Source organism: Actinoplanes sp. NPDC051388, from assembly GCF_055586225.1.
Genome location: NZ_JBVJIP010000011.1, coordinates 227,131 through 242,068, shown reverse-complemented (window position 1 = coordinate 242,068; position 14,938 = coordinate 227,131). Strand labels below are relative to the sequence as shown.

Annotated in this window: 14 protein-coding genes and 1 pseudogene; 8 read left to right on the top strand and 7 right to left on the bottom strand. The window is 67.0% G+C overall.

All coding sequences use genetic code 11. The features are described from left to right. From hemC to ACZ6TI_RS27350, 3 genes are read right to left on the bottom strand one after another with little or no spacing between them, the layout of a single operon-like run. Positions 1-921, bottom strand: coding sequence for a hydroxymethylbilane synthase (hemC, locus tag ACZ6TI_RS27360; protein WP_465348002.1), 921 nt, complete (start codon positions 919-921; stop codon positions 1-3). A gap of 17 nt (positions 922-938) precedes the next feature. Further along, positions 939-1,529, bottom strand: coding sequence for an O-methyltransferase (locus ACZ6TI_RS27355; protein WP_465348001.1), 591 nt, complete (start codon positions 1,527-1,529; stop codon positions 939-941). Beyond that, positions 1,526-2,512, bottom strand: a complete 987-nt coding sequence (locus tag ACZ6TI_RS27350) for a hypothetical protein (RefSeq protein ID WP_465348000.1) — start codon at positions 2,510-2,512, stop codon at positions 1,526-1,528. Before ACZ6TI_RS27350 ends, ACZ6TI_RS27355 begins: the two co-directional genes overlap by 4 nt. A gap of 691 nt (positions 2,513-3,203) precedes the next feature. On the opposite strand from ACZ6TI_RS27350, the gene ACZ6TI_RS27345 reads away from it, so the two are divergent. From ACZ6TI_RS27345 to ACZ6TI_RS27330, 4 genes are all read left to right on the top strand, one after another. Further along, positions 3,204-3,824 carry a GPP34 family phosphoprotein gene (locus ACZ6TI_RS27345; protein ID WP_465347999.1) on the top strand — a complete coding sequence of 207 codons (621 nt, stop codon included), beginning with the start codon at positions 3,204-3,206 and terminating at the stop codon, positions 3,822-3,824. Between the two features lie 73 nt (positions 3,825-3,897). Next, positions 3,898-5,376, top strand: coding sequence for an APC family permease (locus ACZ6TI_RS27340; protein WP_465348086.1), 1,479 nt, complete (start codon positions 3,898-3,900; stop codon positions 5,374-5,376). A gap of 6 nt (positions 5,377-5,382) precedes the next feature. Further along, positions 5,383-6,009 (top strand): GNAT family N-acetyltransferase, encoded by a 627-nt coding sequence (locus ACZ6TI_RS27335; protein WP_465347998.1) that lies wholly within the window; start codon positions 5,383-5,385, stop codon positions 6,007-6,009. A gap of 103 nt (positions 6,010-6,112) precedes the next feature. Next, entirely contained in the window at positions 6,113-6,922 is an 810-nt protein-coding gene (locus ACZ6TI_RS27330; protein ID WP_465347997.1) for an SAM-dependent methyltransferase, read from the top strand. A gap of 235 nt (positions 6,923-7,157) precedes the next feature. Here ACZ6TI_RS27330 and ACZ6TI_RS27325 read toward each other — a convergent pair whose 3' ends face one another. Continuing rightward, on the bottom strand, positions 7,158-7,952 hold the full coding sequence (locus ACZ6TI_RS27325) for an AraC family transcriptional regulator (protein ID WP_465347996.1): 795 nt from the start codon (positions 7,950-7,952) through the stop codon (positions 7,158-7,160). Between ACZ6TI_RS27325 and ACZ6TI_RS27320 the strand changes: the two genes are divergently transcribed. Then, the gene (locus ACZ6TI_RS27320; protein ID WP_465347995.1) at positions 7,936-8,700 is read left to right on the top strand and encodes a LysE family translocator; all 765 of its coding nucleotides are present in this window, start codon (positions 7,936-7,938) and stop codon (positions 8,698-8,700) included. The genes ACZ6TI_RS27325 and ACZ6TI_RS27320 overlap by 17 nt on opposite strands. A 371-nt stretch (positions 8,701-9,071) precedes the next feature. On the opposite strand, the pseudogene ACZ6TI_RS27315 reads toward ACZ6TI_RS27320, so the two are convergent. Further along, positions 9,072-9,809 (bottom strand): annotated as a pseudogene (locus ACZ6TI_RS27315) (PP2C family protein-serine/threonine phosphatase); the annotation flags it as partial. Between the two features lie 1,251 nt (positions 9,810-11,060). Between ACZ6TI_RS27315 and ACZ6TI_RS27310 the strand changes: the two are divergent. The 3 genes from ACZ6TI_RS27310 to ACZ6TI_RS27300 all read left to right on the top strand — a co-directional run bounded on the left by ACZ6TI_RS27310 (position 11,061) and on the right by ACZ6TI_RS27300 (position 13,261). Then, complete coding sequence (locus tag ACZ6TI_RS27310; protein ID WP_465347994.1) at positions 11,061-11,366, top strand: hypothetical protein; 306 nt, start codon at positions 11,061-11,063, stop codon at positions 11,364-11,366. Positions 11,367-11,472: 106 nt separating this feature from the next. Next, positions 11,473-12,456, top strand: coding sequence for a diacylglycerol/lipid kinase family protein (locus ACZ6TI_RS27305; protein WP_465348085.1), 984 nt, complete (start codon positions 11,473-11,475; stop codon positions 12,454-12,456). A 127-nt stretch (positions 12,457-12,583) separates the two neighbouring features. Continuing rightward, positions 12,584-13,261: a hypothetical protein gene (locus tag ACZ6TI_RS27300; RefSeq protein ID WP_465347993.1), complete on the top strand. Its 678-nt coding sequence runs from the start codon at positions 12,584-12,586 to the stop codon at positions 13,259-13,261. Between the two features lie 475 nt (positions 13,262-13,736). Here the strand turns inward: ACZ6TI_RS27300 and ACZ6TI_RS27295 are convergent, their stop codons facing one another. Beyond that, positions 13,737-14,201 (bottom strand): hypothetical protein, encoded by a 465-nt coding sequence (locus ACZ6TI_RS27295; protein WP_465347992.1) that lies wholly within the window; start codon positions 14,199-14,201, stop codon positions 13,737-13,739. Then, complete coding sequence (locus tag ACZ6TI_RS27290; RefSeq protein ID WP_465348084.1) at positions 14,198-14,791, bottom strand: RNA polymerase sigma factor; 594 nt, start codon at positions 14,789-14,791, stop codon at positions 14,198-14,200. Before ACZ6TI_RS27290 ends, ACZ6TI_RS27295 begins: the two co-directional genes overlap by 4 nt. Positions 14,792-14,938: the final 147 nt, after the last annotated feature.

Below are 14,938 nucleotides of genomic sequence, written 5' to 3'. Positions count from 1 at the left end.
CTATTGAAGAATCTCCCGAGCTCCTTGTCGCAGCAAAGCTGCGGCGACTGACGTTCCGAGGGTGATCGGGTCATCGGCCCACTCGTGGACGTCGAGGACGTGTTTGCCATCCAGGCTGATGACTCGGGCGCGGAGGTTCAGCCGGCCGTCGGGCTCCGTGCGGGCCAGACCGGCGATAGGTGAGTGGCAGTTGCCTTGGAGGATGTGCAGCATCGTCCGCTCGGCGATGGTTTCTCGGTACGCGTCGGCGTCGCCGAGAGCGGCGGCGAGTTCGCGCGTCGAAGTGTCGTCGTCGCGGCACTGCAGGACAAGGGTGCCAGAGCCGACGGCCGGAACGAAGGTATCGACGCCGATCGAGTGGGTGATGCGATCGGCCGAGCCGATCCGATGGAGGCCGGAGACGGCCAGCAACAAGGCGTCGTACTCATCGCCGTTGTCGAGTTTCGCGAGCCGGGAGTTGGCGTTGCCGCGGATCGGTACGGGTGTCAGGTGGGGCCAGTGCAGGGCGAGCTGCGCAGTCCGCCGGACAGCGGAGGTACCGATGCGCGTTCCGGCGGGCAGGTCGTCCATGTGAATGCCGGCTGGGTGCACGAGGCAGTCGCGGACATCGTCACGGGCCAGGTAGGCAGCCATGGTGGTGCCGGCCGGGGCCGGACGGTCACCTGGCACGTCCTTGACGCAGTGGACGACGAGGTCGACGCGCCCGTCGCACAGCACCTGGTCGATCTCCTTGGTGAAAGCGCCCTTGCCGCCGAGAGAGGCGAGCGACCCCTGCCATCGGTCCCCGCTGGTCGACATCGACATGACGTCGACGATCGTGTCCGGGTGAAGCTCGGCGATCATCTGACGGACGCGCTCGACCTGGGCGAGCGCCATGGGAGAAGAGCGAGTGCCAATACGCACGGCGCGTGGGGCTGACATGTCGCTGAGGGTAGTCGTCACGTGCGGGCGGCGACGACGAGACCTGACGCCCAGCGCATGACGACAGGCCGCAGCATCTGCTGGTGAGGGAGCTGGTCGAGGAAGGCGGTGACGCGCTCCTGATGGTCCTCTGGCCAGGTGGGTTGGGGAAGCAGATCGTCGCCGAGATACAGCGCCCCAGGCCTGAGAATCTGGATCAAGCGATCGAGGTGGGTGAACTTGCCAGGTCGGCAGTCGACGTAGGCGAGATCGAAGTCGGGACCTCCATAGGTGTCCAGCCACTCCGCGGCGTCTTGCTCGACGAGTTGCAGGCGTGGATCGTCACCCAGACGAGTGACTGCAACGGCCTGAGCGACGGGATCCCTTTCGACGGAGATCAGGGTCGAATCGTCAGTCATCGCATCGAGCAGCCACGCAGTCCCGGCGCCGACGCCAGTGCCGAGTTCGAGAAGCCGGCCGCCGGCTTTGCTGGCGGCGAGGACAGCGAGGAAGGCACCGGTGCGTTCCTCACACGACATCGTGAAATTGATGCCCTCGGCGTCGCGGAGGATCTCGTCCAGTTCGCCAGGTCGTCGCCATGGCCGGTCGGTCAGTGGTGCCCGAGTCATCGGGTGTCTCCTTGCAACCTTCGCGCCAGTTGTTCGGCGGCGTAGGTGAGGATCAGATCAGCGCCTGCTCGGGCGAGACTGGCGTGGTACTCGAGCGAACCGTCGTCGCCCAGTGCGCGCAGGACGTTGTGTTCCCCTGATGTCGAGTAGGCGATTAGCGGCACTCGCACCTGTGCACGCAGCCGTACGAGAAGATCTACGCATGTCATGACCGGCTGCAGAGTGAGCGAGTCGGCGCCTTCGGCGAGCCATCGTTCGGCTTGCATGACGATGTCGCGGTCTGCCCTTCCGGGTTCGAGTTGGAGCCCTCGTCGGTTCCCGCGGGCCGGGTTGGTGCCCATGAGTTCCTTGAACGGTCCGTAGAGGGTGGTGTGAACCGCCAAGCTGGGGCACACGCCGACCTCTGGCCACCCTTCGCCCGTCAGCGCGTCCCGGACGGCACGCACCGAGCCGTCGATCATGGCGGTCGGCGATACCACGTCGACGCCTTCGCGGGCGTGAGCGACGGCCATGGAAGCCATCAGCGCATAGGTCGCGGCGCGATCGAACGTGCCGGCGCGGGTGAGCAATCCGCATTCACCGTGGATGGTCCAGGCGCAGCCGCACACCTCCGTGGTGACGACGATCTCGGGTGCAGCGGCCTTCACGGCCGCGATCGCGGCCAGCATTCTGTTGCCCGGCTCGAGGGCGGCTGATGCGCCTGGGTCGCGACGATCGCCATAGGCGAAGATCTTCACGCCTCGGATGCCGAGCTGGGCCCATCGGCGCACGGTCGATGCCACCCCAGAAAGTGGCACCGCTCCGGGAAGACCGGCGCCGTCGAGGTCCTCCGGGAGGACCAGTAGCGGTGCCATAAGGTCTCGCACGTTCAAACTCGGCCGGTACATCAGTTCGCGCACGGCGTGCCGCGCCCGAGCGGGGTTCACGCCGTCCGGTGCCGCGGCCACACGCCCCCATGCGACGGGCTTGGCGGATGCAATCATCGCGTTCCTCGGTTGCTTGAATCGACTCGCATTGGGCTGGTCGAGGTGATCTGTGCCTTCCGATTGAAGGCGGCATGCGTACCCATGATTGGCCTGGGAGTGTCCCGGAGGAATGCTCACTTTGCGTCCGACCTTCGGTACCGACTTGAACCTGACCCAGTCAAACGCCTGCAGCGCGGGCCGCGGACAGCGCGACGTCAAGTTCTTCGGCCACGTGAACGCCCTCGTAGCGGATCTGCGGCTGCCCGCTGAGTGAGATGGATGTATAGGTCCGGCCGTCGGAGCGTCAGGTCAGACCAGATCTCGGTATTCCCTGGCGGCAGTGTCCAAAGTGATCCTTTATGCATCGACCCACGCGTTGTGCGGCGGGGTAGTCGAAACACATCCATTCATCCTTCGCATGGGGAGGGCAGCCATTGATGACTGCGTTGACATCTGACCCTCCAGGGACAGATCCGATGCCGCAAGCCTCGCGGCCCGGACGGTTTGACCGGCGTCCGCGATGGCCGGCCGGAGCGGCGCCGGTAGAGGCGGACGAGGTGAGCTACGAATGTCGTTCGTAAACGGCGAGCCGCAACAAGGTCACAGATCCTGGCAGCCGCCTAGGTCGTCTCGCGCCCGCCATGCGGCTGACGGAATGACGGCAGTCCCACTCCCTCGTTCGTCGGCTCCCGTCTTCGCGCGCTGGCCATTGCTGGCCGACGACATGTTTCGCGTCGTGCATCGTGATGCCGACGGCACCCTGATTCTTCACTCGGACGTGGCGGCCCTGGGGTTGGCTGCAGCGTTGCTGGGAGAACTCGTGCTGGCCGGTCACCTGAATGTTTGCGACGGCATGGTGATCGTCCGGGGGATCGTGGCGCCGCGCGACGCGCTGGCACATACCGTCTTGGACCAACTCGCCAAGGAGCCGGTCAACCATCCGGTGCGCACGTGGCTGGCGTTCTTGGCGCGGAGCGCCTACGGCGGGGTTGCGGCAAGGATGGTCCGCTCCGGCCACGTTCGGGAAGAGCGTCGCCGGGTTCTCCTGCGCCGCACGACCCGATACGTGCCACTGGACATCAACGAGGCGGCTTGGCCGTGGGCGCGGCTGTCCACTCTGCTGCGTACGGGTCGGCGTCTGGATGCCGTCGATGTAGTCCTCGGCGGACTCATCTTGGCCACGGACCTACATCGGGTTGTGCTGACCGGCACGGCAGCGGAGCTCACGGCCGGACTGCGTCGGGAGATCGATGGCGCGCCACCGGCTGTCAACGCGCTATTGACTCATACGGAGGCTGCTGTCGGCGCTGCAGTCGCCACGATCGCCTAGCTCAGGACCGACCACCAACCCTTCTCAGGAGCCGATCACCTTGTCTTCCCCGTCGACCACTCCAACCCATCGACTGGACACAAATGTGACACTCGCACTCGCCCGATCACGACTGGGCGTTTGGTCGCTGGTGTTCACCGTGATGGCCGCTGCAGCGCCGCTGACCGTGGTCGCCGGTGGCGCCACAGCGGGATTCGCAGTCACCGGAATCACTGGCATCCCGCTGGGATACGTCGTTGTTGCGCTGCTCCTGGCCGTGTTCTCCATCGGATATGTCGCGATGTCTCGGCGCGTGGTCAATGCCGGTGCGTTCTATACCTATGTCACGCACGGCCTCGGCAGACCGGCCGGTGTCGCCGCGGCGTTCGTCGCCGTGGTGGCCTACAACTTGATGCAGACCGGGCTGTATGGCGGGTTCGGCGTTGTGATGAGCGGCTTCATGCGGGCCGAGGCCGGGCTGTCGGCTCCGTGGTGGATGTGGGCGTTGGTCGCGTGGTGTCTGATCGCGGTGCTCGGCGGTCGCCGTATCGACCTGAACAGCCGCGTGCTGGCGATTTTGCTGATCGCAGAGATCGCCGTAGCGGTCGTCCTCGCCATCGTTCAGGTGGCGCACCCGGCTGGCGGGCACGTCTCTTTCACCACTCTGTCACCCTCCAATCTGTTCATTGGAGGGCTGGGTGCGGCTCTGGCGACGGCAATCGCCGGCTACGTGGGCTTTGAAGGCACGGCCGTATTCAGTGAGGAGTCTCGGGATCCCCACAAGACGGTCGCCCGAGCCACTTACCTCGCTCTGGCGATCATCGGGCTGCTGTATGCCTTTTGCGCCTGGGCGATGCCTGTCGCCACCGGCGAAGCGGCCATCGTGCAACGGGCCACAGCTGAAGGCTCCGAACTGATCTTTAATCTCAGTGGCCCGTACCTGCCTGCGATCGTGATCACCCTCGGCCGGCTCCTGTTTGTCACCAGCCTGTTCGCCGCCCTGCTCGCCTTCCACAACACCGCGGCGCGCTACCTCTTCGCGCTTGGCCGCGAAGGCGTCCTCCCGCGATTCCTGGGTCGGACCAGCCCGTCCACACGCGCCCCGATTGCCGGCTCTCTCACCCAGACTTCGATCGCGGTCGCGGTCATCGCCACATACGTTCTGGCCGCCTGGGATCCCTTCACTCGGATGTTCTTCTGGCTCACCGTCCTTGGCGGGCTCGGCGTGCTGATTCTCATGACCGTGACCTCCGCCGCGGTCGTTGCATACTTCTCCGACTCTTACCAACGGCGGCACGTCGGAACCGGTCGTGGCATCATCGCTCCAGCCGTCGCCACGCTCGGACTGGGTGCGGTTCTCGTCGTGACCCTATTGCAGTCCGCCGTCCTGCTCGGCATCGATCCCGCCTCGCCGTTGCGTTGGCAACTCCCGGCCGTCTATGCCGTCGCCGCCGTAGCGGGCACCGGTTGGGCGCTCTTCCTCAAGGCCCGCAGGCCCGGCGTGTACGCAAATATCGGCAACGGCGCGGCGAGCGCTGTCGCCGACCCTCTCCTTGCGGGCCGAGGGCGGTGAGATGCGATGACTGACACCCACCATCCCGGGAACATCCGGCCTGCCGTCGTGCGCGACGCAGACGCGGTCAGCGAGCTGTTGGCCGAGGCGTTCCTGCACGGTGATCTCGCCTCTTGGCTCATCCCACACCTGAACACCCGAGCCCGCCTCTATCCGCCCTACTTCGCCCTGATGGTCGAACATGCCTTCACCCATGGGCAGGTGGAGATGACAGAGGACGGTACAGCCGTAGCGGTCTGGTATTCGATTGATGGCCACCCACTACCTGAGCTGCCGCACTACGACAGTCGTCTCGCGAAGATCACCGCACAGTTTCACCCGCGCTTTGAGGCGCTTGATCTGGCGATGCACAACCACCATCCGTACGACCGGCCCCATCACTACCTTGCATTTCTAGCCGTACACCCAGACCACCAAAGCCGCGGTCTGGGTGGCACTCTGCTCGACCACCACCACGCCCGCCTCGATGCCGCTGGCGAATCCGCCTACCTCGAGGCGACTGGCTCCCGCAACCTCCGTTTCTACGCCCGGTACGGCTACCGTCCCCGGCCCGCTTACCGCATCACTCGCGACGGGTTGCTGCTGTACCCGGCATGGCGACTGCCGGCCGTCCCGTCCGCGACCGCCCCGTAAGACGCCGTTGAGCCGGCCGGCCCGGATGCCCCCCACCGGGCCGGCTACCGCCCCGCCGCCGTCAATCCCAACGGCGCGACCTTCTACCACGAGGCAGACACCGATGAACTTCGACCAGCCAGCGCGGACGATCGATACCACAGTCGCCCACCCTGCACGGCGCTACAACTACTGGCTCGGCGGCAAAGACAACTTCGCAGCCGACCGGGAGTCAGGTGACGCGATCGAAGCGGTCTACCCACACATCCGCACCGCTGCCTTAGAGAACCGCCGATTCCTGCGTCGCGTCGTGCGCTACCTGGCCGCTGGAGCCGGAATCCGCCAATTCCTCGACATCGGCACCGGTCTGCCTACCGCGGACAACACCCACGAGGTCGCCCAAGCCATCGACGCACGCGCCCGCGTCGTGTACGTCGACAACGATCCGTTGGTACTTGCGCACGCACGCGCTCTTCTCACGAGTGGTCCACAAGGCAGGACCGCGTACGTTGATGCGGACCTTCGCCAGCCCGGGCAGGTCCTCACCGATTCGGCGCTGGCCGCGACGTTCGACTTGGACCAGCCCATCGCGCTGCTACTCGTCGCCGTCTTGCACTTCCTGCCCGACACGGAACAGGCTTACGCCGCCACCAAGACGTTGATGGACGCGCTCCCGACCGGCAGCTACCTCGCCGCGTCGCACGCGACAGACGACCTTCTGCCCGCCGGAATCGCCGAAGCGTTCGCCGCGAGGGATATCCCAGGCGGGCACGGATTCACCGCGCGTAGCCGCGAGCAGTTTCGGCACTTCTTCGACGGTCTCCAGCTGCAGGCACCTGGTATCGAGGTCGTCAGCCAATGGCGGCGCGATAGCGACGACGCGCCGCCCCCAGAGCAGGTTTCGGTCTTTGGCGGTCTGGCGCTCAAGCGCTGATCGGCCTTGGCCTCGCGCGTCGTCATTGATATGCGAGGTCGGCGACCAGCATCACGTCGTGCGGGTGCAGATCGAGGCGGAGCCGTACGTGGCGGGCTCTCCCGAAATGCCGTCGAGGGCTGTATCGGCTTCCCCTTCGGCGACCAGGTCAGGTTCGACGGGCACGTAGACCAGCCGAGCCCGGCATTCGGGCTGCAGCGGTGGCTCCCCGACCGTAAGCCTGATCCTGGCGTGCTCAACGATGATGTCCGTCTCCTCCCACGGCCGCATCAGGCGCAGCCGCGCCGGTGAGGCGCCGCCAGTGGCCCGGTGTCATGCCGTAGGCCCGCTTGAACTGCCTCGTGAGGTGGCTCTGATCGGCGAAGCCGGCGTCGGCGGCAGCCCTCGCCAACGACCGTCCGGCACCGATCGCCGCCCGCGCAAGGTCGAGCCGGCGCAGCACACGGTACCGGTCAGGCGTCGTGCCATAGGCGGCCTTGAAATGACGCACGATCGTGTATCTATCGGTGCCGGCCACCCGTTCGAGCGTGTCCGCGCTGATCGGCTCGCACGCGTGCGCGACCAGATAGTCGCGCACCAGCCCGACCGCCCGCGCGTCGAGCATCGCCGGTCGGCGTGGCACACGTTCGGCTAGATGAGCGAGGCCGTCGGCGACCGCCACCGCGGCCTCCACCGCGCGCAGCCGGCCGATCGGCTCGGCCAGGTCGGCCAATAACGAGGTGAGTGCGTCGGCCAGCGGGGCCACCGACCGACGTACGGGCTGGACGGGGTCGGCGACGAACGGCAGCGGATTGCCGGACGAAGCCTCGCGGATCAGTTCCGGAGCCAGATAGACGATCCGGTACGAGAACCCGTCAGCGGTTCCGGGCGCACCGTCATGTAGCTCGTCCGGGTACAGCACATGTAGTTGACCTGGAAGACATATCCGACGGGCACCGCGGTAGCGGAAGATCTGCACGCCGCCGGTGGTGACGCCGACTGCGTAGGCGTCGTGCCGGTGCGGCGCAAAGGCAGTGCGCGACAGCGTCACCGAGGCACGGTCCAGGCCCGGCGCACCCGCGCCGAACCGGATCGACTCGGACCACGTGCAGGATCGTTCAAGACCCTGCCGGTCCGCCGCCGTTAACTTTCCGGCCATGACCCAACCCTACGGTCTGCCCTCGTCGACCGCGCTGCCAGAGGTGCCGATCGGCGCGGCCGGCACGCTGATCTTCTCGGCATTGACGATCATGGGCAGTCCCGGCCCCTCGACCATCAGCCTGGTCGGCGCGTCTGTCGCGTACGGCGTCCGGCGTAGCGCGGCGTACTGTCTCGGCCTGATCGCCGGCACGATCGTCGTACTCCTTGCCGCCACGACCGGGATCACCGCGGTTCTGCTGACCGTGCCGGCGTTGCGCTGGGCGCTGCTCATCGTCGGCACCGCATACATTCTGTGGCTGGCCTACCACATCGCGACCGCGCCGCCGCTGAACAAACGGGCCCAGGCCGAGCACCACCCCAGACTCCTCGACGGGCTGATCCTCGGCCTCATCAACCCCAAGGCATGGATCGCGATCACGGCGGTCGTGGCCAGCGCCCGGCTGGCAGACACTGCACTCCTTGACGCCGCATTGAAGATCCCGCTGCTCGCGGCCGTGGTGGTGGGAATTCATGTGATCTGGCTGCTCGCTGGTCGGCTGATTGTGCCGGTCATGAGCAGACCCCGGCTCTCCCGAGCAGTGAACATCGCACTCGCTGCCCTGCTGGTCGCGACTTCCCTGCTCGCGCTCCTGCCGTGACCCGCTTTGTCACCGCGAGCGGTCCAGGGAACGGACCGGTGGCAACACCAGCACCGTGCCTCAGGCCGACTCATTCTGGCGGTCAAAGACTGGTCGCGGAGAATCTGCGCCAGCACAGCGACCGGATGACCGGCGCCGACGAGGAATTGGAGCAGCGCGTCAGGGCGCTGTCGAGTGCCACGCCACGGGGCGTGCATCGGCTTCCCGCCGATGCCTCTTGAGTGCGCGAGCTCAGGGCCGGATGTCCGTGGTGGCGCTCGCCACCAGCGCGACGGGGTGACAGGCGATGACTCAGTCCGGCAGCGCGTCGCTGGTTCGGGCCGGGTCCGCGCCGGCGCTGGTGCTCCGTTCGCGTCGGCGAGCGACCGTACGGCTTCGCGCGGATGCAGGGGAGCCAGTTCGCGTAACCGTGCCGGCAGGTCGAGGTGGGCGGCCTTGCGTTCGTGCATGCCGTCAGTGAGCACTACCAGGCGGTCGCCCGGTCGAAGCGGGATCTCGCCGGCGTGGAAGCTGGACCTGGCGAACATGCCGAGGCCGACATTGCCGGGTGGTCGCAGCTCCCGGGTGTCGCCGTCGCGCACCAGCAGCGGTGGCACGTGCCCGGCATTGAGCATCGAGCAGCTACCGGTGCGCAGGTCAAGGCGGCCGAGCACCGCGGTCAGGTAGCCGCCGGGCACGACGGCGTTCTCGATCAGGGCGGCATTCGCCGCGACGGCCTGCTCGACCAGATCGGCCTCACGGCGGCGGCTGTTGCGCAGACTGCCCACGCCGAGGGTGGCCGTCAGCGCGCTTGCCACGCCGTGACCCATCGCGTCGGTGACGCTGAAGTGCAGCACGTCGCGGCCCAGGCTGTAGTCGAAAGTGTCCCCGCCGATACTCGCGGCCGGCTCGAGCCAGGCCGACAGGGTGAACGCGCTGGCTTCGCACGTGAAGGAGGCGGGAAGCAGGCGGCGTTGGATCTCCGCGGAGAGGGTGAACGGGGTCGTGCGCTGGCCCCACTCGAACAGGTCGGTGTGCCGCCGGTTGGCGATCACCACGAACGCCAGTGCGTGCGCCGTGCGGGCGATCTCCCGCAGCACCTGCGGAACCGGCTCGTCCGGCAGGATCATCTCCAGCAGACCGATCACCTCGCCGCGATCGGTCACCGGCGCCAGCACTGTCCACCCGTCGGGCAGCGCGAGAGTCTGCACCGTCTGGGTGCGCAGCGCCTGCTCGGCGGGGCCGCCGTCGAAGGGCAGAACGGTGGCCGCCTCATCACCGCGATGGCGTGCCGCGTCGGAGCCGTCGAAGGGCGCGTGTGCCAGCCGGACCAAGGCCCGGCCGCTGAGGTCCGCGATCAAAAAGGAAACGCTACGGGCGCTCAGGGCCGCGGCGAGCTCACTGGTGACCGCGTCGAGTGCGTCCACCGGCGGGGCGTTCCTGCCGCGACATTCCAGGTTCTTCTCGTTGACATCAGAGACAATCGAGACGCTGACGAAGCAGGTCGAGCCTTGAGCAGGCCCGGACCATTCCGTGGCTCGCTCGGCACAGCGGTGGAAATGTGGTCACCGCACGATGTAAGACCGCACGACGTTAGGCAGGGCATGCAGGTGGGTCGAGGCTGGTTCAGGGCTTACGTGGCACAACAATTCGCCGCACGTCTTTGGGGCCATGAAGTCGCGTGGGGCTCCGGCAGCGCGCCGCTGAAGATCCAAGTTGCCGGACACGGGCTCGGCGCGGCAAACGGGATGGCGCATCTGAGGTTCGCCTTGATCGCCTGGTTGTCCATCGGCATCAACGATCCGGCGACGCAGTTGACCCATCTGAACCGGCTCACGTGCTGCCCTCATCGCCCACCCCACGAGAAGCCTGATCCCGGAGCAAAGGTGCCGACGTGGTGTATGTCATTGCCGCACTGGTCACAATCGGTTTGCAGCGCGCGGCTGAGGGCATCCGCACCGCGTTGAAGCCCCGACGTCGTCCCTTTCCGTATTTCTCTGGAGATTCCACATCACCAACACCCACTTCGGACCGCGCTACGACTCGGACGCACCGGCCGGCGACTACTCGCTCGGCATTCGCCGCATCGCTTCGCGACCTACTGGTCGTGCTCGGGCACCCGTCGTCGGCCACAGCCTGGGCGGCGCTGCGCACAGCACGATGGCCGCACTCAGCGAATGAGACTTCAAGCACCACAGCGGGTCATCGAATCGCGTTTGGCTGTCCCTACCCGGGGCAGTCTACATAGGACGAACGTGGACCGGTTGCACCGCTTGGGGTTCCCGACCAAGCCGACGGGTAGCAGGTCACGTCATCCATCGAACTGCACCACCGTCGATTTGGCGTGTGGTTCCACGAAAGTAAGTCGTACAGGAGACAACATGACAAGCTCGACTGCTGGCATTTCCCGGCATGACGCCGCTTCGGTCGATGGGGTTCGCAGCCGCCGGCTCGCCGAGACCAAGGCCGCGTTCAAGACCACGGAGTTCATCGCGTACGTGGTGGTCACCCTGGGCGTGCTGATCGCGTCCGTGGTGGTCGACGGCAACGGCAACGGTGACAACGGCGCTGCCGGTGACTTCTTCCGCGCCGACCGGGCCTGGTTCTTCGTGGTCCTGCTGACCATCGGATACCTGGTCAGCCGCGGGCTGGCGAAGTCCGGCAGCCGCGACGCTGTCGACCACTGACGACTGAAGATGACCGCCGCCGGCCCGGGAAGCCCGGGCCGGCGGCGCTTTCCGTGTCCGCGTGCCGCCGCTCGATTCGGCGGCCAAGACGGTGAGGATTTCCGCCATGAACAAACTCCGGGCCGGCGCCCTGCGCTCGGCTGTCGTCGTGAACCCCGTGAAGGTCTCTGACCTCGATTTGCTGCGCCGGACCATCGCCGGCGGGCTTGCGGACGCCGGATGGCCGGAGCCGATGTGGCTGGAGACGACTGTCGGCGACCCGGGCGCGGGCCAGGCAGCTGAAGCCGTACGACGCGGTGCCGAGCTCGTGTTCGCCTGTGGCGGTGACGGCACCGTGATGGCCTGCGTCACCGCCCTCGCGGGTAGCGACGTCGCCTTGGCCATCCTGCCCGCCGGCACCGGCAACCTGCTGGCCACCAACCTCGGTCTCACCGGAGACGCCGCCACCGGTGTCGAGGTGGTGCTGCAGGGCGGACGACGCCGCATCGACGTCGGCTCCGTCGGCGAGCAGAGCTTCGCCGTGATGGCCGGGATGGGTTTCGACGGCCACATGCTTGACGCGACCAACGACACGGCGAAGAAGCACATCGGGTGGCTCGCGTACGTCGTCGGAGCGGCAAAGCACCTCCGCGACCGTCCGATGCGGATCCGCCTTACCCTCGATGACCGGCGAACCATGACCCGGCGCCCGAAGACGGTGATCGTGGGCAACGTCGGGCGGTTGCAGGGTGGGATGCGGCTGCTCAACGACGCGGTGCCCGACGATGGTCTGCTGGATGTGGCCGTGCTCAGTCCGAGAACGTTGCTGCACTGGGCGTCGCTCGGCTGGGCGGTGCTGCGGCGCAAGGAGGCGGTGCCGAGAATGGAGGCGTTCACCGCGTCGCGGGTTGACATCCGGAGCAACCGGATCCAGCCACGCCAGCTCGACGGGGATCTCATCGAGCCCGGCAAGCAGTTGCTGGTCACCGTGCGGCCCCGTGCGCTGCTGCTGTGCGTACCCCAGCCTGAAGGTGATGTTGATCTTGCCCGTGATGCGGGCGCTGCCGCGGAGGCGGCGAAGAATGTCAGACAGGCCGCCGCCACGAAATGACCGTGGTCCCAAGGTCGCTGGGTCGTTCCTCGACGGTGCTGACCTGCAGTCGCAGAGTGGTGGTAAGTGGTCGTCCCAGTCCCCGGCGGCACCATCGCGTGCTCTGTTGCTTCGTCCGGGGAGCCTGATGACCGCACCTGCCTCGTCGCGGACCGACCGGCTCTTGTCGGAGGTCGCTGGCTGCCGGTCCGGGCCTGCCGTCGGCAGGTTGATCGGAGCCGCGATTCGCCTCGATGGTGACGATGCTGCGGCCGTGGTGCGGGCATCGATCGCCGATCATGGCGTGGTGTGGACGTGGGAGCAGCTCATCCGGCCCGTGTGGACCGGCCTGTGCTGCCGGGGCGCCGACACCGGCACGCTGGTCCTGGCCGAGCGCCTATTCACCCGTTCCATGTCTGTGACGCTGGCCATGGGCCGGCGTCCACGCGGCCGACCGCAGGTGCTGTTGGCGTGTGCGGAAGAAGAAGGCCAGTCGTTGCCCTTGGACGCCCTGGCCGCCGCGTTGATCGAGTCCGGGGTGAACGGGTGTGTGCTGGGAGCACGGGTCCCGCCGCAGGCATTGGCTGGGGCGGCCGAACGCCTGCGCCCGACCGTCGTGATCATCTGGTCACAGACCAAGGACACGGCCGGCCCAGGCCAGGTCTCGTCGGTGCTTGCGGCCCGCCCGGGTCCCGCGGTGATTCCCGCGGGGCCGGGATGGGATCCGGCGAGCTTCCCCGCGCGAGTGGCGCCGATGAGCAGGGTGCCGGCGGCGCTGACCTTGACGATGGCGCTGTTGCACGGTCGTCCCGGCGGAAGCGCGTGATGCCGCCGAACCGGGGCATTCGCGACGCATGCAAACTGGGTGGTGCTTCCGGGCGGACTGCTCGGTGCGCTGCTCCTGCCCGGTCGTGGCACCCGGTAACCGCGGGCGAACCTCGACGACGCCGAGCGGCGGCTGCTGCGGCTCATCGCGGCGGAGGCGACCAACATCGCGGTCGGTGTCGAGTTGCACGTTTCGGAGCGGACGGTCAACGGCTCACGGCGACCTTGCTGCGTAAGCTGCGCGTGGCCAGCAGGACCGAGGCCGCGGCGTCGGCCGGCAGCGCCGGGCTCTTCTGACTCGGCACGGACGATCATGCCGTCAAGGTGCGGAGGATGAGGAAGACGTTCAGGGCGATGATCAGACCGGCAATCAGGTTCGCGGAACGGGAGTCGTGCTGCGCCTCGTCGACGTTCAACCACCTGTCCGCCGGGTGTTGGAAATAGTCGGCATGGCGCAGACGCGCGGGCGAGGACTGCTAAAGCACGTCGCGAGGGTCGTCGGTGATGTCGCCGATGTGGACGTGGACGTGGATGGAGCCACCAGGGGGTGCGAGATCACCGAGGATTTCGCCGAGTGTGACAGCGGCAGCGCGATGGACGTTTTCGGCGAGGGTCAACAGGTGGGTGCCGTAGGCGGCGATGATCTCGATGGTGACGTCAGCCAGGTACTGCTGGTCGTCGGTGGTGCAGGTGATCCGGGTAGCGGCCGCGTGGGGAATCTTGTCGACGGCTTGGCGTATCTCGGCCACGAGGACGGTGCTGGCGATGAAGAAGTCTCCGAGATCGTGGCGGCCGCGGACCGGATCGGAGGCTCGGAACGCGGCGATTGCGCGTTGCAGGATGGTGGCACTGATGGCGGTCCACCCCGCGTCGGTGTGTTGGCGTAGCAGTTCGGTGGCCTGAGTCAGGACGGCGTCGTCGCCGTGCGGGTCGTTGGTCACCGCCACTCCTTCATGGTAATCGCCAAATTGGTGCGGGCTCGCTCCAGCAGCCCACGGACGGCGTCGGAGCTGACGCCGAGGATGCCGGCTATCTGAGCGTAGGTCAGATCTTCGACCTGTCGGAGGATCCAGGCTGAGCGCTGGCGTTCGGGCAAGGTACGCAAGGCGGCATCCAGGGCGGCCAGTAGCGCTGTGCCCGAGTGGAGTCCAGCGGGGTCAGCGTGGTGGTCGGCGACTTCTGCGACATTGGTGGAGACATGTGGTCGGCTGCCTGAGGCCGGGAAACGAATGAGGCGGGGGTACGCCTTTCGCCTCACAAGGGTGAACAGCCAGGTCCGCAGGCCGGCGTCACCGCGGTAGCCGCCCAGGCCTCTCCAGGCGCCGATGAACGCGTCCTGCACAGCGTCTTGGACGTCGGCCGGGTTGTCCAGCAGCCGTGCGGCGTAGCGGTACAGCGCCGGGCCGTGCCGATTCACGATGCGGGCGAATGCATCCCGGTCACCGAGTCCGGCGCGTCGTGCCAGTACTTCGTCACTCAGCTCTGGCGACGAATCTGGTGCCGTGACACCGCCTTGTGACTGGCTTGGCATGTTCACCCCCTGACCGTGACGTGACTGCCCGCCTGATTCGACGGCTCACAAATTCAGCCCTCCATGTGACCCAGATCACTAGCTGATGAGCATGACGTTTCTCGATTTCGGCCCACTAACCAGCTGACACACCGCTGCGGTCTGCGT

Excerpts from the sequence above, each read along its gene's own strand:
- ACZ6TI_RS27305 (WP_465348085.1), top strand. The coding sequence starts at position 11,473 with ATGAACAAACTCCGGGCCGGCGCCCTGCGCTCGGCTGTCGTCGTGAAC.
- ACZ6TI_RS27300 (WP_465347993.1), top strand. The coding sequence starts at position 12,584 with ATGACCGCACCTGCCTCGTCGCGGACCGACCGGCTCTTGTCGGAGGTC.
- hemC (WP_465348002.1), bottom strand. The coding sequence starts at position 921 with ATGTCAGCCCCACGCGCCGTGCGTATTGGCACTCGCTCTTCTCCCATG.
- ACZ6TI_RS27290 (WP_465348084.1), bottom strand. The coding sequence starts at position 14,791 with ATGCCAAGCCAGTCACAAGGCGGTGTCACGGCACCAGATTCGTCGCCA.
- ACZ6TI_RS27310 (WP_465347994.1), top strand. The coding sequence starts at position 11,061 with ATGACAAGCTCGACTGCTGGCATTTCCCGGCATGACGCCGCTTCGGTC.
- ACZ6TI_RS27350 (WP_465348000.1), bottom strand. The coding sequence starts at position 2,512 with ATGATTGCATCCGCCAAGCCCGTCGCATGGGGGCGTGTGGCCGCGGCA.
- ACZ6TI_RS27330 (WP_465347997.1), top strand. The coding sequence starts at position 6,113 with ATGAACTTCGACCAGCCAGCGCGGACGATCGATACCACAGTCGCCCAC.
- ACZ6TI_RS27355 (WP_465348001.1), bottom strand. The coding sequence starts at position 1,529 with ATGACTCGGGCACCACTGACCGACCGGCCATGGCGACGACCTGGCGAA.
- ACZ6TI_RS27335 (WP_465347998.1), top strand. The coding sequence starts at position 5,383 with ATGACTGACACCCACCATCCCGGGAACATCCGGCCTGCCGTCGTGCGC.